17 protein-coding genes and 2 pseudogenes are annotated in these 23,317 nt (G+C 34.3%); 5 read left to right on the plus strand and 14 right to left on the minus strand.

Going from position 1 to position 23,317, the window contains the following annotated elements:
• Window positions 1-189, minus strand: a pseudogene (locus C3L50_RS15965) (IS1182 family transposase); the annotation flags it as partial.
• Between the two features lie 249 nt (window positions 190-438).
• Between C3L50_RS15965 and C3L50_RS15970 the strand changes: the two are divergent.
• Both C3L50_RS15970 and C3L50_RS15975 read left to right on the plus strand, forming a co-directional pair.
• Window positions 439-1,362, plus strand: coding sequence for a hypothetical protein (locus C3L50_RS15970; RefSeq protein ID WP_103807185.1), 924 nt, complete (start codon window positions 439-441; stop codon window positions 1,360-1,362).
• Window positions 1,363-1,451: 89 nt separating this feature from the next.
• Window positions 1,452-2,183 (plus strand): hypothetical protein, encoded by a 732-nt coding sequence (locus C3L50_RS15975; RefSeq protein WP_133158905.1) that lies wholly within the window; start codon window positions 1,452-1,454, stop codon window positions 2,181-2,183.
• A 132-nt stretch (window positions 2,184-2,315) separates the two neighbouring features.
• Here the strand turns inward: C3L50_RS15975 and C3L50_RS15980 are convergent.
• The 13 genes and pseudogenes from C3L50_RS15980 to thrA all read right to left on the minus strand — a co-directional run.
• Window positions 2,316-2,549 (minus strand): annotated as a pseudogene (locus C3L50_RS15980) (transposase); the annotation flags it as partial.
• A 52-nt stretch (window positions 2,550-2,601) separates the two neighbouring features.
• Window positions 2,602-4,674: a hypothetical protein gene (locus C3L50_RS15985; protein WP_103807187.1), complete on the minus strand. Its 2,073-nt coding sequence runs from the start codon at window positions 4,672-4,674 to the stop codon at window positions 2,602-2,604.
• Window positions 4,675-4,966: 292 nt separating this feature from the next.
• The gene (locus tag C3L50_RS15990) at window positions 4,967-5,680 is read right to left on the minus strand and encodes a YebC/PmpR family DNA-binding transcriptional regulator (RefSeq protein WP_103807188.1); all 714 of its coding nucleotides are present in this window, start codon (window positions 5,678-5,680) and stop codon (window positions 4,967-4,969) included.
• A 60-nt stretch (window positions 5,681-5,740) separates the two neighbouring features.
• Entirely contained in the window at window positions 5,741-6,775 is a 1,035-nt protein-coding gene (locus C3L50_RS15995) for an LIC11966 family surface protein (RefSeq protein WP_103807189.1), read from the minus strand.
• A gap of 6 nt (window positions 6,776-6,781) precedes the next feature.
• Window positions 6,782-8,824, minus strand: coding sequence for a carboxy terminal-processing peptidase (locus tag C3L50_RS16000; protein WP_103807190.1), 2,043 nt, complete (start codon window positions 8,822-8,824; stop codon window positions 6,782-6,784).
• 118 nt (window positions 8,825-8,942) lie between these two features.
• On the minus strand, window positions 8,943-10,025 hold the full coding sequence (gcvT, locus tag C3L50_RS16005) for a glycine cleavage system aminomethyltransferase GcvT (protein WP_103807191.1): 1,083 nt from the start codon (window positions 10,023-10,025) through the stop codon (window positions 8,943-8,945).
• A 98-nt stretch (window positions 10,026-10,123) separates the two neighbouring features.
• Window positions 10,124-10,396 carry a hypothetical protein gene (locus C3L50_RS16010; protein ID WP_103807192.1) on the minus strand — a complete coding sequence of 91 codons (273 nt, stop codon included), beginning with the start codon at window positions 10,394-10,396 and terminating at the stop codon, window positions 10,124-10,126.
• Window positions 10,397-10,401: 5 nt separating this feature from the next.
• Window positions 10,402-12,378, minus strand: a complete 1,977-nt coding sequence (locus tag C3L50_RS16015; RefSeq protein ID WP_103807193.1) for a KUP/HAK/KT family potassium transporter — start codon at window positions 12,376-12,378, stop codon at window positions 10,402-10,404.
• A gap of 88 nt (window positions 12,379-12,466) precedes the next feature.
• On the minus strand, window positions 12,467-13,153 hold the full coding sequence (locus C3L50_RS16020; RefSeq protein WP_103807194.1) for a response regulator: 687 nt from the start codon (window positions 13,151-13,153) through the stop codon (window positions 12,467-12,469).
• The gene (locus tag C3L50_RS16025) at window positions 13,146-14,228 is read right to left on the minus strand and encodes a sensor histidine kinase (protein WP_243400407.1); all 1,083 of its coding nucleotides are present in this window, start codon (window positions 14,226-14,228) and stop codon (window positions 13,146-13,148) included. Before C3L50_RS16025 ends, C3L50_RS16020 begins: the two co-directional genes overlap by 8 nt.
• A 126-nt stretch (window positions 14,229-14,354) precedes the next feature.
• The gene (gene thrC / locus C3L50_RS16030; protein WP_103807196.1) at window positions 14,355-15,644 is read right to left on the minus strand and encodes a threonine synthase; all 1,290 of its coding nucleotides are present in this window, start codon (window positions 15,642-15,644) and stop codon (window positions 14,355-14,357) included.
• Window positions 15,645-15,713: 69 nt separating this feature from the next.
• Window positions 15,714-16,637 (minus strand): homoserine kinase, encoded by a 924-nt coding sequence (locus C3L50_RS16035; RefSeq protein ID WP_103807197.1) that lies wholly within the window; start codon window positions 16,635-16,637, stop codon window positions 15,714-15,716.
• An 80-nt stretch (window positions 16,638-16,717) separates the two neighbouring features.
• Window positions 16,718-19,165 carry a bifunctional aspartate kinase/homoserine dehydrogenase I gene (gene thrA / locus C3L50_RS16040; RefSeq protein ID WP_103807198.1) on the minus strand — a complete coding sequence of 816 codons (2,448 nt, stop codon included), beginning with the start codon at window positions 19,163-19,165 and terminating at the stop codon, window positions 16,718-16,720.
• 376 nt (window positions 19,166-19,541) lie between these two features.
• Here thrA and hutH point away from each other — a divergent pair, with 376 nt between their 5' ends.
• The 3 genes from hutH (at window position 19,542) to C3L50_RS16055 (ending at window position 23,191) form a co-directional block, all read left to right on the plus strand.
• Entirely contained in the window at window positions 19,542-21,035 is a 1,494-nt protein-coding gene (gene hutH / locus C3L50_RS16045; protein WP_103807199.1) for a histidine ammonia-lyase, read from the plus strand.
• 77 nt (window positions 21,036-21,112) lie between these two features.
• On the plus strand, window positions 21,113-21,757 hold the full coding sequence (locus C3L50_RS16050; RefSeq protein WP_103807200.1) for a DUF47 domain-containing protein: 645 nt from the start codon (window positions 21,113-21,115) through the stop codon (window positions 21,755-21,757).
• Window positions 21,758-21,847: 90 nt separating this feature from the next.
• On the plus strand, window positions 21,848-23,191 hold the full coding sequence (locus tag C3L50_RS16055) for an inorganic phosphate transporter (protein ID WP_103807201.1): 1,344 nt from the start codon (window positions 21,848-21,850) through the stop codon (window positions 23,189-23,191).
• The last annotated feature ends 126 nt before the right edge of the window (window positions 23,192-23,317 follow it).

Below are 23,317 nucleotides of genomic sequence, written 5' to 3' on the forward strand. Positions count from 1 at the left end.
GATTTTGAAAAACACAACAGGATCAATACTTTCTTGTCCTTCCTCTCCATAATATTGGGCTGTGGCTTTATATAAAAAATGAAAATCGATAGCTTTATCAAGCAATCGATAGAAATTATGCTCTGGAATCAAGTCCTGTAAATGAACTTGATAGAGCATTTTTGGCGTGAGTTCTTTTCTTCCTTGCATAGTTAAAAATACCATTTTATTTGCTTTTTTGCAAGTTTTTTTTGATATATTTGTTGGAGTTGTGCAACAAGCACAGCGGTTTCAAGAAATGGCGACGCACGGGATTTATCAGAAATTGGAAAGGTTTTAATTCAAAGTTTTGTCTATATTTGTGAAGGCTTGGTCTTGGTTCATCGCCACTTCTTGAAGCCGCGACACGTTATAGCCAATGCTAAATGACGACATCAATAAAAAGAAAGAATAACTAAAATGGGAGCTTGGGGAACAGGAATAAGTTCAAACGACACGTATGCTGACATATACGAGCAATTTGTTGACTTGTATAATGACGGACTTTCTGTATCGGAAATTACAAAAAGACTTATTGACGAAAACCAGGAGACAATAAATATTGAAGAAGATGCACCAAACTTTTGGTTTGCTATTGCAAATGCACAATGGGAATGCAAAGCACTTGACAAAGAGATATTTTTAAAGGTTGAGCATATCATCAATAGCGGGGAAGACATTAGAATTTGGAAAGAATTAGATGCATCACCTGAGGACTTAAAGACAAGAGAAAAAGTTCTAAACAAGTTCCTATCCAAGCTTCAAACTGAAAAAGACAAGCCAAGAAAACGGACTAAGAAGAAATTATACAATTCAATTTTCAAAAAAGGAGACTGTCTAGTTTATAAAATGGATAATGGAAATTATGGCGGGGCTTTCGTTCTGACTGACGAACAAGAAACTGAAGTTGGGACAAATTATATTGCAATAACAACAATAGACAAGTCAGACAAACCAAGCATTGAAGATTTTAAAGTTGCAGATGTATACGTGAAGCGTGTTAATGAAATAAGTTTCAAAGGAACAGAAATGAAAAAAGAGTGGGTTGACCAACCACAAATTGGAGGCTTTTCAGCTTTGCTTTTTAAAAATCACGGCATAGACATAGAAGTAATCGGACAACTATTAATGCATAATGATTATAAAATTCGAATGGACAGACAGATGGGATTTGGTTGGATAGCGTTAAAATCGACCTTGCCGTTTAAGAACGAATACATAAAAATAAATGGTAACCCGACTAAGACCTTAAAATTATCAGAGTTGATAGAAAGCACTGGCTATAACAGCACCTTGCCAAAAGCGGGGCGTACGTGGTGGCAGAAACTTTTCGGCTCCGAATAAACATTAATCTTAGCTTGACAGATGGTGCTCCGAAAGCCCCGCCTTCGGCAAGCTGCAAACCGTTGGCAGTAATTATAAAACCCCTGAAAATGAAGAACATTTCACTCCTGATAATAATTATTTTTAATTTCAATGCATTTTGTCAGAACAATTTAAAAATAGAAATTGACAATCCAGAACCTAGAGTTGGAGAAAGTGTTCTGTTTTCTATAAATATTGACTTTTTAAAAGACAACATTCAAGAAAAATTAGGCTCAGAAATAGAATTGACACGTTCTACTTCTGTTCACGGTTTGCAATCCGATAATTTTGAAAGAGTAATAGTATTCAACAAAGTTGGATTAAATAAAGTTGGTCCTTTTGAATTTGAATTTAACGGAAAAAAATATACAACAAACCAAATTGAAATTAATGTTCAGCCGAAAATTGTTCTCGAGGAAAATTTAATAGTCAGAATTGCTGAACTTAAAGGTGAAAAATATATTATCATTGAACAATTAGTTAAAAATATCGCAAAAACAGAACGAAATGAATTTGGCGAAATGACTACATATTTAGGAGGTCTAGCTCCTGATAATTTTGAATTTGCAAAGCTAAATGAAGAAATAAAAAGAAGTATCAAATTTGACGACTTTAATTCTTCAAGTGAAACTTTGATGCCTGAAAATTCTAAATATGGAGAAGTTGGATTTTCATATTCAAAAATTAGATATAGAATAAATTTTAGTAATGACTCTGATAATGAATATATACTCACTGAAAAAGACTTCATAAACTTGCCAAAAAATTATAAGCTAAAACCAATAATCTTAAAAAAATAACTACTGCCAACAGCGGTAGCTGTTGCGCAACCTCACTCAAAAACTAAACTTTCAGAATCAGTATAAAAAACAACCTCGTTTAAGCACATTTAAGCGAGGTTTATTTTTGGTTTTATGTTGTAGTTTTTAAANTTTGATTCCTCGTGTGTTTACTCGCTTCATATTGGTAAAATTGACCAAAGTTCCTATTACTAGTTCTACTGTTTTACTTCTCACGCGAACCATTTTCTTGGTATAATATGGTTTTTGAGTGAGCTTTTGGTGCATTCTGTCGTAGTGCTCTTTATGGATGCTGTCGTCTCTCTTTTTAAACTTAGTGCTTTTGCCGCAGCATTCTTGCCGTAAGAGACAGTTTTTCATCATAGAAATAATCTCCAAAAGAAAATGGAACTATTTAATACAACTGCGAACTTCTATTTTAATCTAACAATTCAGGATTACTGAGAATTAATTCTATCTTTTTAATAATAATCGTAATCTGATTCATTTGTGCTTCAATATTCCTAAAAAACAAGCTAATATCACGGTTAACCCAACTTTCAGAAATAACTCTTGCACCTAAACTAATTCTTAAAACAGCACTTTCAGTTGAATTGCCGTATTTTACTTCAACAGCTTGTCCTATATGACATTTCTGAGCAGCTAGTCTAATAACATCCATAGGAGCATCTTCAAATTGATTGGATAAATCAGAATTCAACAATGAATACAGTTTTTTCACATTTTGAACTGATAATACTTCATTATTTTTAAGGATAAAGAATGGAAAAATGGTTCTAATATTTCTGATTCCAAACTCTTTACTTTTATAACTATTTGTTTTTGTTTCATCAGCAGAAATTGACTCTAAAAATGGGGCGTCTTTTATTGAATCTTCTACAAAATTGCAGAACATTTCTATTCCCATATTTCGGTATAAAATGGGTGTTTTATAATAGCGATCCATTTCAACAATAGCGGCATTCCAACGCATATAGGAACCATAATTAAATCCTTCTGACAATTCATTTGCACAAAACCAAGAAGTGGGCCAATCAGAATGATGGTAATATTTAGTCAACCCCTTTGGCAAAGTGATTTTTGCAGATTGTATTGATTTGCTAACGCTTTTGGGTATAATTAAAGCTCCTGAATATGGAGGTCCTGTGAAATATTTGCTCCCTGTTATAGAAACTATATATCCTTTATGCAGATAATTTTGTAGGTCTTTAGGATCTAATCGTAGTTGTGCAGCATCAACAATGATTTGCATTGATAATTTTTTGAGCTTGTTCAGTTTTTGAATCAATTCGTCACTTGGGGATTGATAGCCTAATTTGGATTGATCCATTGTATGCAAAACCACGTGCCTTCCTAATTCATTCGTTTTTGAAATGGCATTAAAAACTTCTTCGTCTAATTCTTGAGCTGATTTTAATTTACCATTTTTATCTCTGAAAGGAATTTTAATCAAATCAACGGTTCTAAACCCTCCTATTGGATCTCCTTTTTTTACGGGATGGTTTAATGCAGTTGTGTTTTCGAAATGGCAGCCTTTTAGTGCTGCAGACACTCCGCTTCCTGTTTCGTCAGAGGCAACTAAAACATGGGTAATTTCTTTATTTGAAATAATTTGGGTTATAGCTGCAATTTGAAGTGAGGAATCGGTTCCTGATGGCGAAAAAATTATTTCACATTCGTCGTTCAGCTTAAAATTTTTCCTGAGATTGTTTTTTAGTAATTCCAAAAACTCAGTAGTGGCATTTTTAAAGCCATTTTTCAGGCTGTTTCTAATCAATATGCTTCTAGTCTTGTCGGTTTTATCAAAAGCAAAATTAGAAACACTTGTAGCTGTTGAGGACGCAAAAGTAAAGGCATCGGGTCTAGGAAATGGTCGGCAACCGTATTTGTTTAACAATTCGATTTCGTCAATATTTAATCTCAAATCACCGCCTGCCATCAACAAATATTCTGTTGGTTTTGCCAGATTTTCAATAATGGGTTTCCAAGATTTCTTATAGGTTTTATTAGAATTATTCAATCCATGAAAAGTTTGCAATTCTTCTTGTTTTGATAAAGATTCAGCATTAAACTCTTTATAGTTTTTAATCAAAGTAATTAAAAAATAGTCCAAATTTTCTAATTTTTCTTTATCATCTTTGGGTAATAAATTATAAAATATTCGAGTCACTTCAAGTGCCGCAATATCGCATAATGCAATGTCTTTTTTCTCGTTATTTAAGGCTTTATACCATAGTTGCCATTCGATACCATATCTTAAATAAACCAAGGCTAAAACAGGTTTATTCAAAAACGAAGAACCTATAATAATTGATTTATTAGGTACGATTTTAAATATATCAGGCTGACTAATTGAAGTTATTATATTGATGTTGTTAATTTTCGGAACTGTATTAAACCGCTTTAAAACACGAACCAGATAATTCACATTTTCTTTTTCAAATAAACTGGTTCTTTGGTATTGATTTTCAATAAGTATATTGTTTGTCATAGATGTATTTATTTTGAAAGAATCAACAAATCAAATTGTTTACTAAATGGATGAGTTTGTTTTTTTAGTTCAATACATTAAATTCGAAACAAATATAATGAACTAGTACTCATAATGAAAGAATTGTTTTTATTGAAAAAACGGGGTCGATTGCAAACCGGTTTGTTTTTAGTGTACTTTTTGCGCCTAATCCATCAAATTATTTGGCTGAGAAATAAAAAAGTCCCTTTCAGTGTGGGACTTTTTTGATTAGTGGTCATAATTTTCAATTCCTATCCATTATCATTGTCAATTAATTCTCTTCCATAGTATGATAGACGTTCATCACATCATCATCTTCTTCCATTTTTTCGATTAATTTCTCGACGTCTGCCATTTCGGCTTCGGTCAATTTTTTTGTGATTTGAGGAATGCGCTCAAAACCTGAAGAAAGGATTTCTATTTTTCTGCTTTCTAATTCTTTTTGAATGGTTCCAAAACTATTGAAAGGTGCATAGATTAAGATTCCGTCTTCGTCTTCAAAAACTTCTTCGGCACCAAAATCTATTAATTCTAACTCTAATTCTTCGGGATCAATTCCGCTTGCTGGAATTCTAAAGTTACACGTATGGTCGAACATAAATTCAACCGAACCTTGTGTTCCCATCGTTCCGTTGCATTTGTTAAAATAGCTACGAACATTGGCAACAGTTCTATTATTATTATCAGTTGCGGTTTCGATTAACAAAGCGATACCGTGGGGTGCATATCCTTCGAATAAAACCTCTTTATAATTAGCAGTATCTTTATCGGTTGCTTTTTTGATGGCACGTTCTACATTTTCTTTAGGCATATTGGCAGCCTTGGCATTTTGTATCACTGCTCTTAATCTCGAATTGGCGTCAGGATTTGGTCCACCTTCCTTAACGGCCATCACAATATCTTTTCCAATTCTGGTAAATGCTTTGGCCATAGCTGACCAACGTTTCATTTTTCTTCCTTTTCTGAACTCAAACGCTCTTCCCATTTCTAATTTTTATTTTGAACTGCAAAAGTACAGTTATTAGTTATTTTTTCAAATATTTTTTTAATCAATTGGCACATATTTAGCAATAAAATTTTCGCTTGTAACGTTCCAATTATTAATTGTATTTGAACGGTTAACATTGAATTCATTGATGGTTTTATTGTAGTTTCCTACTTCATTATTCACTTCGTTTACCAGTTTATTGAAATTATCAATTTCTTCCTTAGTTCTGCTGCTGGCCGATTTGTTGTCTATTACTTTTTTACTTTCTTGAAATTTTTGATTCAACATCATAAACGAAACAGTTGTCGGAGCCAATTCAAGGGCTTCTTTTTTTGTAAATTCTAAAACTTTTTTTGTGGCTAAAACCAATGACATATCGTTTTTAAAAGGCTTGAAAGTTTTGAGTTTTTCCATTCCTTCATTTGAATATTGTTCTAATGCATTGCTGTTTTGCTGAATGGCACTAATATCATTGCTTTCAATAGCTTTTGACAAAACCGATTCTGTATAATTTACTTTAAAAAAGATAAGATACAATTGGGTTTGATTTTCGAAAACTTCATTGGATAATTTCATTTTTTTGCCCAATTCGCTAGTATCTTCGCCTATTTGGATGTTGTATTTATTGGCAAATATTTTTTGGTTCGCATTCAGTTTTTCAATTTCTTCATTAATTTTTTTATTAACTAAATCTCTCGTCATAATATAAGCTTCCATTTCATCATAGGATTGCTCGGCTACTTCCTGCATATCTATAATTTTTTCATATTCTTGATTGATTTGTTTTTCGGAAATAGATAAATAAGCAAGCAGTTGGTCTCTATACTCCACATCACCCTTATATCCGTCTTTCAATGCTTCTATTTTTTTAGTAGCATTTTGAATACTTTTTATCAAAGATTTTCGATTGGCATCTATTCTTCTTGCATTTTTTGTATGAGCTACAGTTGTGGTATATTTCCAAGTCGATTTAGAAATAATATCGGTTTCTTTGTCTATATAGTTCAAATAATCAACAGGGGTTTTAAATTCTTGGGCATTTGAAAGGGTTGCGATTAAGAAAAATACAAATGCAGTTAGGAACGTTTTCATTAAAGGTTATTTTTTAAAATTATTGAAATCATTTACTATAGAAATGACTTCTTCGATATAGGGATTGGTTTTTAGAGCTTTTATTTTATAGGCATTAATTTCCTGCTGATGAGCATCAAATTGTAGCTTTTCTGAATCGTAAGAATTGTTCGAAACGATACAATTATTTTCGGTCGAAGCAATTTTTTTCACTTTTTTGTAAAGAGAATCTATTTCGTGAACATCTTTAAATACCTCTTCAAAAGTAACCAAGAGGGGCTTTTTCGAACTACTATACAATGCGTTTACTTCATCGTTTACTGCAGTAATTTCATTGAATAGCTGATTTTTTTTCGACCTTAAATTACTTTGTTCGATCAATTCTGGATAATAATCTTTGCGAAAGGGAGAAAATCTTGTTTTTGATTGAATTGCATCATATTTCAAAGCGGTTTTGTAACTTATTTCACGAGCTACAATGCTGTCGTATAAAACAGGTAAAGCAATGTCAGGAATAATTCCCTTGATTTGATTACTATCACCAGTAATTCGGTAAAACTTCTCCACGGTTAGTTTAACAAAGTCCTGTTGCTTATTATCCAAAGGCAAAATAGTTTGCATCGAGGCTTTGCCCAATGATTTACTTCCAACAATTAATGCTCGATTATAATCTTGCATAGCACCTGAAAAGAACTCACTTGCCGAAGCCGAATTTCCGTTGATTAAAATGACTATTGGCCCATTATAGGCACTTCCTCGATTGTAATCTTTTAGAATAGTTTGCTTGTTTTTACTATTTACCAAAACCGAAACGGGACCATAATCGATAAACATTCCAGCCAGTTTTATAGCTTCTTCCATAGAACCTCCCCCATTATCTTGAAGGTTAATGGCTAATCCCTGAATGTTGTCTTGTTTGAGTTTGATAATTTCTTTAGCCACATCATCTGCACAGCCTTGAGGGCTGAATCCATCAAAATCGGAATAAAAATTAGGGATTTCGATATAGCCAATTTTAGTATTCCCTTTTTCGACAATAAAGCTGGAAACCGCATTTTCAGTGGCTTTCATTACTTGTTTTTTGAGTAAAACATCAAAAATATTTCCGTTTTTCTTCTGGATAGTCAATTCAATAACTTCATTGGAATCTGAAAAAATTAATTCTCCTATTTTATCTAATGAAGTGCAGGAAACCCAATAATCTTCTCCTTTATTGTTAGAAATTTTTAAAACGACATCGCCTTTTTCAAATTTGTTTGTTCTTGCAGCGGGACCGCCTGGAACAATTTCGTCAACAATAATTTCTTCTTTTTCGTTTAGAGTTACATTGAGCCCTAAAGACAAACCGCTTGTGGATAGGCTTGACATAAAACTGGATTTAGCATCCTGTGAAAAGAAATTGGTGTGCGGGTCAAAATAGGTGCAAAAAATATTTAAGAATGTATTTTGAAGGTCATATTCCATGCCTTTTTTGTCCCCCAAAATATTATTTATTTTGCATAAATTAGACTCAAATATTTTAGTTTTTGTTGTTTTTTCGAGTGAAGTGAAATTCAGTTTAAGTGAATCTAAATTAGAGCTTAATTTAGAAATGTCTTCTAGAATATCATATTTCATTCTTTTTTTCCAAACCTTGTCGAAATCGGTTATGGTTAAATCAAACGGAAAGTTTTTCTTTGAAAATTTAACGGTGTCTTTGCCATTGTAATTGAATACTTCAATTTGTATTTTTTGGAGTACTTTTTTCTTTCTTTCTAAGGCTAATTGATACATCGAAACAAAGTCATTCATAAAAGAACAATCCTTTTGCAAAATGTAATTGTCTATTTTTAATCGGTGTTTACAGAGTTTTTCGTATTCTGATTTGGTAAATAAATTTCTATTATCATCCAAAGCATCTATAAAAGTATCAAAAACATAAACCGATAAACTATCATCAACTGGTTTTGGATGATAATGTTCGTTTTGAATTAAGAAATTAATTTTGGAAAGCATTTCACAGGTCTTCTCACTATTTTGACCCAATAGCGAAAATGTTGTCAATAATAGTAGGAGTGAAATTTTCTTCATTTGTGAGTTTATAGGTGCAATTTAAAATAAAATTACCGCAAATTCACAAATTATTTCACATTTTTGAAATGCTTAATTTGTGAATTTGCGGTTTTAGCTTTTTGAAAAATCGGTACTCTTATTTTTTATAAAAAGGCAATTTTACCACCTTGGCAGGAACGTCATTTTTTCTGATTCTAATGAAAATTTCGCTGTCTATTTTACTATTTTCAGTGGTTACATATCCCATTCCAATTCCAACATTCATTGAAGGTGACATCGTTCCAGAAGTTACAATTCCAATAACCTCGCCCGATGCATTTACAATTTCATAATCGTGTCTTGGTACAGCGCGTTCTTGCATTTCGAAAGCTACTAATTTCTTAGAAACTCCCGCTTCTTTTTGTTTTTTCAGGTTTTCAGAATTAGTAAATTCTTTATTGAATTTGGTAATCCAACCCAAACCAGCTTCTAATGGTGAAGTCATGTCATTGATGTCGTTTCCGTACAAACAGAATCCCATTTCCAATCGCAAGGTATCACGAGCAGCCAACCCAATAGGTTTGATTCCAAAGGCAGCACCAGCTTCAAAAACTTTGTTCCAAACTTGTTCTACCTCTTCGTTTTTGCAATAAATTTCGAAACCTCCTGAACCTGTATAGCCTGTTGCCGAAATAATTGCGTGTTCAATTCCTGCAAAATCGCCTACTTCAAAATGATAATAGGCTATGGAAGACAAATCGACCGAAGTCAAAGATTGTAGTGCTTCTACCGCTTTTGGCCCTTGAATAGCCAGTAACGAATAATCGTCTGAAAGGTTTTTCATATCCACACCCAAATCGTTGTGTGACGAAATCCAATCCCAATCTTTCTCAATATTTGAAGCATTTACGACCAATAAATACTGCTCGTCTTTCATTTTGTACACCAATAAATCATCTACAATTCCGCCGTCATTGTTTGGCAAACAAGAATATTGCACACGTCCGATGGTTAAAGTCGATGCGTCATTCGAAGTTACTTTTTGTATTAATGCCAATGCATTTGGTCCAGTCAACAAGAATTCGCCCATATGCGAAACGTCAAAAACCCCCACGCCATTGCGAACCACCTCGTGTTCCGCATTCACTCCTTCGTATAAAATAGGCATATTGTAACCTGCAAACGGAAGCATTTTGGCTCCCAAACTCTCGTGTATGTGCGTAAGCGCAGTATTTTTCATCGTAGATTTATATATAATTTGAAGCGGCTAATTTATTGATTTTTTATGGAGTGACAAAGTGTTTTTAAAAGGCATTTTGACACTCCTTTTGTCCAAGTTTAAAGTATCATTATAGAGTTGTCTTGGAAAAAAAATATTTTTACAATATCTTTATGAACTATTATTCTTCCCATTAAAAATCCAAAATTATCAGAACCAAATAACACATCAATATCGACTAATTGCCATTTTGAAATATAGTTTTTTTCTCCTCTAAAATAACCCAAAAATTTACCTCTCCATTTGGTTTTGTTTTTTAGTTCTACTTCAATTTCTTTATTGGTTAAACTATAATATTTGTTGTAAAGCAATAGAGACGAATCTGTTTTCATTGCTATTAATTTTTTAATTCCCGTTCTAATTGAATGTTGGTGATGGGTTGATAGACCAAAGGAATTTGTTCTACTTCAACGTCGCTTTTGTCCAAACCGAAGGCTCTTTCGTCACTCAAACCAAGATGTTTTAGCATAAAATAGCCTTTCAATAACAAGCCATCACGAATAGTAAATTCATTTTCGACAGACAAGAATTTTTTGAAAACTACAAATCTAAAATCGGGTTCATTGTTGTATTTTGTGGAACCATCTGGCCTGATGTGTAAATTAAGTTCTTTATTGGCTACCAAATCTTGCACAATTTTTTTGAAATACAATTCGGTTCTAGGTTGAATTCTAAAACCAATATTGATGTTCACTTTTATTACTTTATCGTCCACTAATTCCGAGACATTATACGAAAGTGTAAAAGGATCTTCGGTTCGATTGATGTGCAAAAACCAATAGACATCGCCACGTTTAGGCTTTTTAGAAAAAATAGATTGAATGATTTTTTCTTCGATTTCGTGTCTTCTATCGGCTTTGGTTAAATACACCAAATGTGTAGCAAATTTTGGAATAGAAAAATCTTGACTTAATTCGGTCAATTGTTCGCTGTATTTTCCAAGCTCAATAAATTTAGTATATCTATTGTTGATTTTTCTAGCAAAATACCAAACATAATACATCACTGTAAAAATGAACAACTCGAAAAACAAAAACATCCATCGCTCTTTTATTTTAGCCACATTAGCAATGAAAAATGCTACTTCAATTGCACCAAAAACAGTCAAAAACAAAACAACATAAACTTTATTCCATTTCAACCTAAAGTAAAGAAAATAGCCCAATAAAACAGAAGTCATCATCATTGTAACTGTAATCGAAAAGCCATAAGCAGCTTCCATATGAGTACTTTCTTTAAAGTAAACCATCATCAAAATACAACCAAACCAAAGCAGTGAGTTAATGCTCGGAATATAAATTTGCCCCTTACTATCGCTGGGTTGTTTAACGGTAACTCTTGGCCAAAAATTAAGGTTCATAGCTTCGCTAATAAGGGTGAAACTACCACTAATTAAGGCCTGCGAAGCAATAATTGTAGCAGATGTTGCTATAACTATGCTCGGTAATAAAAACCAATTGGGAATAATCTCAAAAAAAGGATTTCTACCATTCAATAGCGGTTGTCCCTGATGCATTAACCAAGCTGCTTGACCTAAATAGGCCGTTATTAAACTTATTTTTACATAAATCCAAGTGATGCGAATATTTTTGATACCGCAGTGTCCTAAATCTGAATACAAAGCTTCGGCTCCAGTTGTACAAAGAAAAACGGCTCCCAAAAGCCAAAAACCATTAGGGTAATTGGCTAATAAATCATAAGCAAAATAAGGGTTTAAAGCCGAAAGAATATTAGGATGAATTAGAATTTGTCGAACTCCAAAAACCACTAACATCGTAAACCAAATGGACATTATAGGTCCGAATGTTTTTCCAATTACTTGTGTGCCAAAACGTTGAAAGAAAAACAATAAAGACAAGATTCCAATCACAATTCCAATGGTTAGTAGATTTCCTGGAATAATAATATCTTCCAATCCTTTGACCATACTCAAACCTTCAATCGCCGAAGAAACTGATATGGGAGGTGTAATTATTCCATCGGCCAACAGGGTTGTTGCTCCAAGAATTGTAGGGATTACCAGTTTTTTGCCATACCTACGAACTAAAGCATAAAGAGAAAAAATACCGCCTTCGCCGTGATTATCTGCCCGAAGTGTGAGCCAAATATATTTGATTGTGGTTTGAAATACTAAAGTCCAAAACACACAGGAAACACCGCCATAAACCAACATCATATTGATTTCTCGTGTTCCAATTATTGCTTTAAAAACATAGAGTGGACTCGTTCCAATATCTCCATAAATAATTCCAAGAGCCACTAAAAGTGAAGCAATAGTTACTTTACTTTTGATTCCATTTTTTGAATTTTCCATTTTATTTATTTGCTAAATTTTAATGGTACAAAGTTCAATCAAATGGTATTGGTGAAATATAAAGATGTATTTGGATAATATAAAGATTTTATAAAGACGAACTAAAACGATAACCTACGCCACTTTCGGTGACAATATATTTGGGTTGGTTGGGATTGTCTTCTATCTTTTTTCGTAAGGTTCCCACAAAAACTCTCAAGTATTGGGTTTCAGTTTGGTAGCCCACTCCCCAAATTTCTTTTAAAATGTATTGATGGGTCAACACTCTTCCTTCATTTTTCATAAAAAGAGAAAGTAAGTTGAATTCGGTTGAAGTAAGTTTTAAAACTTCGTTATTGCGTTTGACAATTCGAGCGCTAAAATCGATTTGTAAATTACCAAAATTCGAAATAGTACTTTCTTCATTTCTTTGATTGCGTTTTATCACCGAACGAATTCTTGCCAATAATTCGGCAGTTCTGAAAGGTTTTGTCAAATAATCGGTTGCTCCGTTATCTAAGGCGGTTACAATATCTTCTTCACTATTTTGAACCGAAAGAATGATGATGGCTTTGGTGTACCAACTGCGCAATTCTTTTAAAATTTCGTGACCACTTTTGTCGGGCAAACCAATATCAAGCAAGATTAATTCCGGTGGATGATTGACTGCCATAAGAACGCCAGCTTTTCCAGTTTCGGCTTGCCATACTTTGTAATCGTTGCTTTCCAAGGCAATTTCTAGCAATTTTCGAATTGGTGCTTCATCGTCGATAATTAGTATTTCAGCTTTATTCATTCTTTAAATTTTTTAAATAAGAAGTTTCAGTTGGAATCGTTATGGTAAATTTAGCTCCGCTGATTGAGTTGTTTTCTAAAGTTATGGTTCCATTATGAGCCTCGACAAATCCTTTTACAATGGATAAACCCAGTCCGCTGCCGCCTGTTTTGGTATGCGGTAATCGGTAAAATTTATCAAACGCAAACTGTATTTCGCTTTCTGGAAAACCATTTCCGTTATCTGAAATAACAATAATACAATTGGAAGATTCCTGTAAAACTTCTATTTTAATTGTCGTTTTTTCGGGCGTATAAAGCACCGCATTATGTATTAAATTGCGCAACACTTCAGCTATTAAACCTGAATCTAACTTAAAAAGAGGCAAGCTCTCATTGAGTTGAAAATCAATAATATGATTGGTATTCAAAGAGGAGAATTTTTGAACCACGCCATTCGTCAGTTCATTAACATCGCACCAATCTTGTTTTATAAGTAGCATTCCAGTTTCTAACCGACTCATATTTAATAAGTTTTCCACTTGTCGATTAAGTCTAATGCTGGCTTTGTCGATTTCAGAAAGTAAATCTTCTTGATTTTTTTTAGAAAGGGTTTGATTGTTTTCTTTTAAAATATCAACCGCCCCAATTAGGGTTGCAATGGGAGTTCTTAATTCGTGCGAAAGCGAATTTAATAGCGTGTTGTAGAGTTTTATGGTCTTTTCTTTTTCTTCTTTGTCTCTTGCTTTTTTTTCGACTTGTCGGATTTTGAACGTTAAAACCGCATTGACTAAGGCAATAATCAAGTACATCAAAAACAACAAAATATCTTCGGTATCGGTGATGTGAAAGGTGAAGAGTGGTTGAATAAAAAAGAAATTCAATAGCAAACCACTTAGAATAGCTGTAATTAATACGGGTATAATATCAAAAACTATTGCCACAATTGAAACTGTCATTAATAAAATTAAAGCAGTTATTCGGTAATCAATAAATTTTGAAGCATAAAAACAAACTGTCGCAATAAGTAGAACAGCCACGATACTAATACCGCACTGTTTTTTTATTGAGTATTTCTTTGTTTCAAGATTGGTCACAATACATTTATTTTTATTTTGAACAAATGTAATTCAATTCTATATATTTTTAATGTACAAAAAAACCGCAGAATCATTAGATATAAATCTGTGAATCTGCGGCTTATTTATTTAAGTGAAAAGTGTTTACCCCAAAAACGCTTTCAATTCCTCGTAAGTTTTGATTTTTGTGCTTACTTTTTCTTTATTCAAAACGCTTTCAATTTGCGTTGGAATTGGAAGTGTTATATTTAATGCTGGTTCAACCACATCTAAGAATTTAATAGGATGAGCCGTTTCCAAGAAAATACCAATAGCGTTTGGATGGTTTATCAACTCCTTTTTCAAACCTAAATATCCAACGGCTCCGTGAGGTTCTGCAATGTAACCATCGGTTTTATAGATGGATTTCATTGCTTCTAAAGTTTCTTCATCGGTATAAGAAAACGAAGAAAAATCTTTTTTGAATTGCTCCAAATCGTTGTTGTACATTTCTTGAATTCGGATAAAATTACTTGGATTTCCTACGTCCATTGCATTCGAAATGGTAGCTTTAGAAGGTTTTGGATCGTAATTTCCTTCAACTAAAAATCTTGGAACAGTATCGTTTACATTTGTGGAAGCCACGAAATGTTCGATGGGCAAACCTAATTTTTTAGCCATAATTCCGGCACAAATATTTCCGAAATTCCCGCTTGGACAAGAAAATACCAAAGGTTTGTTTTGCGATTTCAATTGTTTGTAAGCAAAGAAAAAGTAAAACATTTGTGGCAACCAACGGGCAATATTAATCGAATTGGCAGAAGTTAGGTTATGATGTGCCAAACTTTCGTCCAAAAATGCTTTTTTGACCATATCCTGACAATCATCGAAAACACCATTTACTTCGAGTGCTTTGATGTTTTGTCCCAAAGTGGTCAATTGTCTTTCCTGAATGTCGCTCACTTTTCCTGAAGGATAAAGAATCACCACTTCTACGCCTTGAACACCCAAGAAACCACTGGCAACAGCGCCTCCAGTATCGCCGGAAGTAGCAACCAAAACCGTGTTTTTATTATCTTTTTTGTCTTTGTTGAAATACCCCAAACAACGCGACATAAAGCGTGCTCCCACGTCCTTGAACGCCATTGTTGGTCCGTGGTACAATTCCAAGGCATAAATTCCTGCTTCGACTTTCACGGTTGGGAAATCAAAACACAAAGTTTCGGCAATGATTTGTTTTAATGTTTCGGTTGGAATTTCGTCACCCACAAATTGTTTTATAGCTTCGAAAGCAATTTCGGAATTGCTCAAATTTTCGATATTTTCGAAAAAATCTTTAGATAATGGCGTAATAGATTCCGGGAAATACAATCCTTTATCGGTTGCTAATCCTTGTATTACCGCTTCTTGAAAAGAAACTTTTGGGGCATTATGGTTTAAACTGTAGTATTTCATTTGTGTTTTTTGCTTTATGCAGTAAGCTTTATGCAGTAAGCTTATCGCCTAATGCCTATTGCCTAATGCCTATTTTATTATACTTACACCTTCTGGATTCACTTTCGAAACGTGAATTTCATAAGGCAAATTGATTTCGTCATACACTTTACTCATCGCTTTGGCGATTTTTTCAGCGGTTTCATTTCCTTTGCTTAAGGCAAAAATGGATGGGCCAGAACCAGAAATTCCAGAACCCAAGGCTCCGTTTTCATAAGCCGTTTTCTTGATTAAATCGAAACCAGGAATCAGCATACTGCGAATCGGTTCGATGATTTCATCGTGTAACGAACGACCAATCAATTCGTAATCGTTAGTATATAATCCTGCTACTAATCCGCCTACATTTCCCCATTGGGTGATGGCGCTTTTCAGAGAAACGGTTTGTTTCAATACCGAACGCGCATCCGAAGTTTTCAATTCAATTTGAGGATGAACCACCGTTGCAAACAATTCCGATGGGCTGTCAATTTTGATAATATCCAAAGGATTGGAACTTCTTACCAAGGTAAAACCGCCCAATAGACAAGGAGCAACATTATCAGCGTGAGCATTGCCACTAGCTAATTTTTCGCCTTGCATCGCAAATTTCACCAATTCTTTTCGGGTAAAAGGTCTGCCTAATAATTCGTTAATTCCAAAAACCGCTCCGGCTGAACTGGCTGCACTGCTTCCGATACCGCTTCCCGCCTTGATGTTTTTGTAGATTTCAATTTCGAAACCAAATTCGGTTTCTACTTCTTCCAACATTGCCAAAGCAGCAACGCCAGAAACGTTGTTTTCGGTTTCCATCGGCAAATTGGCTCCCACTATTTTAGTGATGCGAACGCCTTTTATGTTAGATTTTCGAATAATCATTTCGTCACCCGCAGTGGCCAAACACAATCCTAGCACGTCAAATCCGCAGGAAAGATTGGCAATGGTGGCAGGACAAAATAGTTTTATTTCATTCATAAATTTTGGTTGTTGGTTGTTGGTTGTCGGTTGATGGTGGATTTTGTCTGCCAGCTATCAACTAATCACTATCAACTAAATTATATATTTCCAATTCGGATTACATCGGCAAAAATCCCTGAAGCTGTGACGGCAGCACCCGCACCGGCACCTTTTATCAACAAAGGTTGGTCGATATATCGGTCTGTGAAAAATTGTACAATATTGTCTTTTCCTTCCAAATTGTAGAACGGACTATCTTTCGGGATGAATTCCAATCCCACTTTAGCTTTTCCGTTTTCGAAGGTGGCAACGAATTTTAATCGGCTGTCTTTCGCTTTGGCTTCAGCCAAAAGGTTCTCGAAATGGGAAGCGTGTTTTATTAATGATTTGAAAAAATCCTCATTGTTTGTCGTGGCCATACATTCCGCAGGAAGAAAAGAATTGTTTTGAATGTCTTCAATGTCAAATTGGTAACCACTTTCTCTGATTAGAATCAAAATTTTTCTCGCCACGTCCACACCGCTCAAGTCGATTTTTGGATCGGGTTCGGTAAATCCTTGTACGCCAGCTTCTTTTACTACATCGTGGAATGAATTATTTTCGTCGAAATTATTAAAAATAAAGTTCAAACTTCCGGACAAAACCGCCTGGATTTTGTTCACTTTGTCACCCGAAGCAATCAAGTGTTTCAAGGTATCGATAATTGGCAATCCCGCACCCACATTGGTTTCAAACAAGAAAGGCGCATTGAATTGACGGGAAAGATTTTTTAGTTTTTTATAATTGTCGTAAGCCGATGAACAGGCAATTTTGTTGCAAGTCACCACGGCCACGTTTTGTTTCAAGTATTGCTCGTAAGTTTCAGAAACCGATTGATTGGCAGTGATATCCACAAAAATACTGTTGCGCAAATTGAGGGCTTTTACTTTGGCAATAAAAGTTTCCTTGTCGGCAGTTTCTCCGTTTTCCAATAATGATTGCCATTCTTTCAACGGGATTCCGTCTTCGTCAAAGTACATTTTTCGAGAATTGGAAACAGCTACAACTCTCACATTTATTTTCAGGTTTTCCTTCAGAAATTTCTTTTGTTGGCTGATTTGTTCGATGAATTTTTCGCCCACGTTTCCAACGCCCATCACGAACAAGTTCAATTGTTTGGTGTTTTCTTCGAAGAAGTTTTCGTGAAGCGTATTCAATGCTTTTTTCACATCTCTTTCGTTGATTACCGCCGAAATATTTCTTTCGGAAGCTCCTTGTGCAATCGCTCGGATGTTGACGTTGTTTTTACCCAAAGTACTGAACATTCTTCCGCTCAAACCTTGGTGATTTTTCATATTTTCGCCTACCAAAGCAATAATGCAAAGGTCTTTTTCGACAAGGCAAGGATCGATTTTACTTTGAGCAATTTCTTGTTGAAAGGCTTTGTTGATAGCATTCTCAGCATTTTCGGCATCGTTATTTTGAATTCCAATACAAATAGAATGTTCAGACGAAGCTTGGGTAATGAAAATAATATTAATATTTTCGTGCGACAATACTTCGAACAATCGTTTGGAAACACCTGCAACCCCAATCATTCCTGAGCCTTCCAGTGTAATTAAAGTAATTTTGTCGATATGACTAATTCCTTTAACAGGATTAGAATTGGAATTGTTTTGGTTAGAAATAAAAGTTCCTTCGGCTTCGGGTTCGAAAGTATTTTTAATCCAAATGGGGATATTTTTTTTGAAAACTGGTTGAATGGTTGGTGGATACAATACTTTGGCACCAAAATGCGACAGCTCCATGGCTTCTTGATAGGAAATGGTAGCAATAGGTTGGGCTTGTTTTACGATTCTTGGGTTGGCAGTAAACATTCCATTCACGTCAGTCCAGATTTCGAGTTCGGAAGCGTTGAGAGCTCCCGCCAAGATTGCTGCGGTATAATCGGAACCGCCACGGCCTAATGTAGTTCCAATTCCTTCTTCGGTCGAAGCAATAAAACCAGGCATTACTACAATTTGAGAATTATTCGATGCAAAATAATCGGCGATTAATTGATTTGTAATTTCAAAATTTACGCCAGCTTTTCCAAAGTTACTGTTGGTTTTTATCAGTTCGCGGCTGTCTTTGTAACCGCTATTTTTATCTTTTTGTTTGAAAGCTTCGGCGATGATATAAGACGATAATAATTCGCCAAAACTTAAAATCGTATCGGAAGTTCTTGGGGATAATTCGCCCAAAAGAAAACATCCGTCTAATAGTGTTTCGAGGTGATTGATGATTCTTTTGATGTGGCTGAGAACACCACTTTGTTCACTTACTGGAATTAATTCTTTAATGGCATCCAAATGTTTTTTCTCGATTTCGGCGACAATTTCTTTGAAACTTTCATCATTTGAAGCGGCTTTTTGAGAAGCAAGAACTAATAAATCGGTCACTTTGGTAAAAGCAGAAACCACCACAATTAATTTTTCCTGAGCTGCTTTTTTGATAACGATATCTAATACAAGTTTTATATTTTGTGCATTGGCTACAGAAGTTCCGCCAAATTTTAATACTCTCATTTTGTTTTATTTATATTTTAATGCAAATGGTTTTTATACACCTATGAACTCTCTTCATTTAGAAAAAAGCATGTAAACTGGATTATATGTAAAAATGTGTACCCCTAAAGGGTAGTGGTAGTTGTAGTAGTGGTGAAAGTAACAGCAAAAGCAACTCTAAAAGGAGTTGTTATCGGAGAATGATATGTTTTGTTGTTTTTCATAATATTTTTTCAAAAGTACTGTTTTTAATAAAATAAAAAAATCTTTTCTTTAGTTTTTGCGAATATTTTAATAAACATAGGGTTGAAAAAAGAATATAAAAATAATTCCCAATAATATCTTGTTTTTTAATATTGGTTTGTAGAATTTTGAGCTTTCAAAAGATATAGTCAAAATGGATAATACACATTATATAAGTACCGAAATACTTTCTTTAGAAACTTTAAAAGAGATTATTTCGAATCAAAAATTATTGGCATTATCTGATGAAGCCAAAGTAAATATTCAAAAATGTCGGGATTATCTGGATGCTAAGATGGGGTCGAATTCGAAACCTATTTATGGTATCAATACGGGTTTTGGTTCGCTTTGTAATGTTAAAATTTCAAATAAAAATCTATCCAAACTACAAGAGAATTTGGTGAAATCGCATGCTTGTGGAACTGGCGAAGAAGTTCCCAGAGAGATTGTCAAATTGATGTTGTTGCTCAAAATTCAATCCTTGAGTTATGGGCATTCGGGAATTCAGTTGCAAACAGTGGAGCGATTGGTCGATTTCTATAATAATGATGTTTTACCCATAGTTTATACTCAAGGTTCGCTTGGCGCTTCGGGTGATTTAGCTCCTTTGGCTCATTTGTCTTTGCCGTTATTGGGAGAAGGCGAAGTTTTTTTTGAAGGCAAAAAAGTACATTCGAGTGAAGTTTTAAAGCATTTCAATTGGAAACCTATTGTATTGCAATCTAAAGAAGGGTTGGCTTTGTTGAACGGAACTCAATTTATGAGTGCTTATGGCGTACATATTTTGATGAAAGCTTGCCAATTTTCGTATTTGGCAGATTTGATTGGTACTATTTCTTTGGAAGGATTTGACGGAAGAATAGAACCTTTTCACGAATTAATTCATTCGATACGACCGCATAAAGGGCAAATTGTGACTGCGAATCGGGTGACCCAATTTTTGAAAGGAAGTAAAATCATTAGCCAAGTGAAAAAACATGTTCAGGATCCGTATTCTTTTCGATGTATTCCGCAAGTTCACGGTGCTTCGAAGGATGCGATTGATTATGTAAAAAATGTTTTTAAGACCGAAATCAACTCGGTTACCGATAATCCTAATATATTTATAGATACTGACGAAATTATTTCGGGTGGAAATTTTCACGGACAACCTTTGGCTTTAGCTTTAGACTTTATAGCAATAGCTTTGGCTGAATTGGGAAGTATTTCTGAACGAAGAACTTTTCAATTGATATCGGGTTTGCGTAATCTTCCTGCATTTTTGGTTGATAATCCAGGTTTAAATTCGGGTTTAATGATTCCGCAATACACTGCAGCGAGTATCGCCAGCCAAAATAAGCAATTGGCTACACCAGCAAGTGTTGATAGTATTGTGTCGAGCAATGGTCAGGAGGATCACGTGAGTATGGGTGCCAATGCCGCTACCAAAGCCTTGCGAGTAATGGAAAATTTGGAGCGAATTCTTTCTATTGAATTGATGAATGCTTCGCAAGCCATTGAATTTAGAAGGCCTTTAGTATCAAGTGATTTTATTGAGAAGTTTTTAAAATCCTATCGAATGGTAGTGCCTTTCGTAAAAGAAGACCGGATTTTTCACTATGATATTGACAAAACTTTGGGTTTCTTGAATAGTTTTCAAGTAGAATAAAATTGTTAACAATTACTTAACATTAGCATAAAATAAAGAAGTAATTTTGTCCTCTAAATTAATTAAACATTATTAAAATGTCAATAAATAGTATTTTTCAGTTTTTGGTTCCAAAAGACAAAAAATTCTTTCCTCTTTTTGAGGAAGCTTCAGCAAATCTGGTACAATTAGCTTCAATTTTGCACGAAGCCGTAAATCTTCCATTGAAAGAGAGAGACGAACTTTTTTTAAAAATAGATGAATTAGAGCAAAAAGGTGAGGACATTACCCGCTTGACCAACTTGGAATTGAGTAGAAATTTCATCACACCATTCGACAGAGAGGACATTCACTCTTTGATTACTTCGATAGATAGGGTTGCTGATAACCTTCACGGGGCTTCGAGTAGAATGAGATTGTATCAAGTAGGTAAGATTACCAAATCTATTCGAAAATTGACCGAAATTAATCTTGAAGCTTGTCAGAATATTGATAGTGCTGTGAAGGAATTGAGAGATTTGAAAAAAATGAAAAAAATCACGGACGCTTGTTCTAGAATTAGCAAATTGGAAGCTAAATCAGACAGCGTTTATGACAAAGCGGTTGCCGATCTTTTTGAAAACGAAACCGATGCTAAAAACATTATCAAATACAAAGAAGTATTATCGGTTTTAGAAACTGCAACTGATAAATGTAAAGGTGTCGCTAGTGTTTTAGAATCTATATCTGTAAAACATTCGTAACCAATTTAAAAAAATTAAACAGTTGTAAAGGTTTTTTTTTAGAATTGAACCCCATTCAATTGTTTGATTTCCAAATTTTCAATTAAAAATATGGAATTTACTCTACTCATAGTTATTATCGTATTGGCTTTGATTTTTGATTACATCAATGGTTTTCATGATGCTGCCAATGCTATTGCTACTGTTGTTGCAACCAAAGTTTTGACTCCTTTTCAAGCCGTACTTTGGGCTGCTTTTTTTAACTTTTTGGCCTATTGGGTTTTTGGTTTTGGTGTTGCAGATACTGTCGCTAAAACCGCTCATACAATGGATATCAATCTTATAGTTATCCTTGCTGGAGTTATTGCGGCTATTTGCTGGAATTTATTGACTTGGTGGTTAGGAATTCCATCTAGTTCATCTCACACTTTGATAGGTGGATTTGCTGGAGCTGCTCTGGCTCATGCTATTGCAGTTCACGGATTTAGTGGTTATGAAACGGCCGATGGAACTCAACATTGGTATAATATTGTAAGCTGGTACAAGGCAGGAAAAGATGGTGGATTGCCTTCGGGAGTTATCATCATTATACTATTTATTGTTTTAGCACCTCTTGTTGGAGCGATTGCCTCCTATTTAATTTCGATTTGGTTGTTGAATGCTTCCAAAAAAAGAATACTCCCAAAATTATTTACTATTGCATTAATGGTTGGAACTGTTTTATTTGTCTATTTTCAAATGGTTCCTTATGATAAAATCGAAAAACCACGTTTTGATTCTCATTTATGGAGTGTTGTTTTTGAAGCACATAATATCAAATGGTTTTTAGTTGCTTTTATTATTTTATCCATTTCTACTTTTGCTTTAACTTTTAGTAGTTTGAGTTTGCATAAAGCTGATTCTGTTTTGAAAAAGATGCAGTTATTGTCTTCGGCGGCATTTAGTTTGGGACATGGAGGAAATGATTCACAAAAAGTAATGGGAATTATAGCGGCAGCCGTTGCTGTTTACATTCATACTACAGGGCAAACTCAAGAAAGCATGGATGCTTGGTTAAATGTGATTTTACCTAATGAAGATTTAGATATAAAAGGTTCTATGCCAGCTTGGATTCCTCTTGCTTGCTATTCTGCCATTGCAGCTGGCACCTTGAGTGGAGGTTGGAAAATTGTAAAAACAATGGGATCCAAAATCACCAAAGTATCTTCATTTGAAGGGGTTGCTGCAGAAACTGCTGGAGCATTAACATTATATTTTACAGAACATTTAAAAATTCCTGTAAGTACGACTCACACTATTACAGGTTCAATAATTGGAGTTGGATTGACCAAAAGAATTTCGGCTGTACGTTGGGGTGTTACAGTAAGCCTTTTATGGGCTTGGGTACTTACAATTCCTGTTTCGGCAATATTAGCAGCAATTGTTTATTATGTTTTGAGTATCTTTTTGGGATAAAATATTGACTAGTCCTAAATAATCGATACAGATTATTAGACAAATTTAAATAAATTAAACAGCATCAAAAACGTTTTTGGTGCTGTTTTTAGTTTTATAGGTTTTCATTAATATTTTATTTTGTTC

The organism is Flavobacterium alvei (assembly GCF_002920895.1).
Classification (GTDB): domain Bacteria; phylum Bacteroidota; class Bacteroidia; order Flavobacteriales; family Flavobacteriaceae; genus Flavobacterium; species Flavobacterium alvei.

Coding starts and splice junctions, on each gene's coding strand:
- C3L50_RS16035 (WP_103807197.1), bottom strand. CDS start 16,637: ATGAATGAAATAAAACTATTTTGTCCTGCCACCATTGCCAATCTTTCC.
- C3L50_RS15975 (WP_133158905.1), top strand. CDS start 1,452: ATGAAGAACATTTCACTCCTGATAATAATTATTTTTAATTTCAATGCA.
- hutH (WP_103807199.1), top strand. CDS start 19,542: ATGGATAATACACATTATATAAGTACCGAAATACTTTCTTTAGAAACT.
- C3L50_RS16010 (WP_103807192.1), bottom strand. CDS start 10,396: ATGAAAACAGATTCGTCTCTATTGCTTTACAACAAATATTATAGTTTA.
- C3L50_RS16000 (WP_103807190.1), bottom strand. CDS start 8,824: ATGAAGAAAATTTCACTCCTACTATTATTGACAACATTTTCGCTATTG.
- C3L50_RS16015 (WP_103807193.1), bottom strand. CDS start 12,378: ATGGAAAATTCAAAAAATGGAATCAAAAGTAAAGTAACTATTGCTTCA.
- thrA (WP_103807198.1), bottom strand. CDS start 19,165: ATGAGAGTATTAAAATTTGGCGGAACTTCTGTAGCCAATGCACAAAAT.
- C3L50_RS16020 (WP_103807194.1), bottom strand. CDS start 13,153: ATGAATAAAGCTGAAATACTAATTATCGACGATGAAGCACCAATTCGA.
- C3L50_RS16055 (WP_103807201.1), top strand. CDS start 21,848: ATGGAATTTACTCTACTCATAGTTATTATCGTATTGGCTTTGATTTTT.
- C3L50_RS15990 (WP_103807188.1), bottom strand. CDS start 5,680: ATGGGAAGAGCGTTTGAGTTCAGAAAAGGAAGAAAAATGAAACGTTGG.
- thrC (WP_103807196.1), bottom strand. CDS start 15,644: ATGAAATACTACAGTTTAAACCATAATGCCCCAAAAGTTTCTTTTCAA.
- C3L50_RS15985 (WP_103807187.1), bottom strand. CDS start 4,674: ATGACAAACAATATACTTATTGAAAATCAATACCAAAGAACCAGTTTA.
- C3L50_RS16050 (WP_103807200.1), top strand. CDS start 21,113: ATGTCAATAAATAGTATTTTTCAGTTTTTGGTTCCAAAAGACAAAAAA.
- C3L50_RS15995 (WP_103807189.1), bottom strand. CDS start 6,775: ATGAAAACGTTCCTAACTGCATTTGTATTTTTCTTAATCGCAACCCTT.
- C3L50_RS15970 (WP_103807185.1), top strand. CDS start 439: ATGGGAGCTTGGGGAACAGGAATAAGTTCAAACGACACGTATGCTGAC.
- gcvT (WP_103807191.1), bottom strand. CDS start 10,025: ATGAAAAATACTGCGCTTACGCACATACACGAGAGTTTGGGAGCCAAA.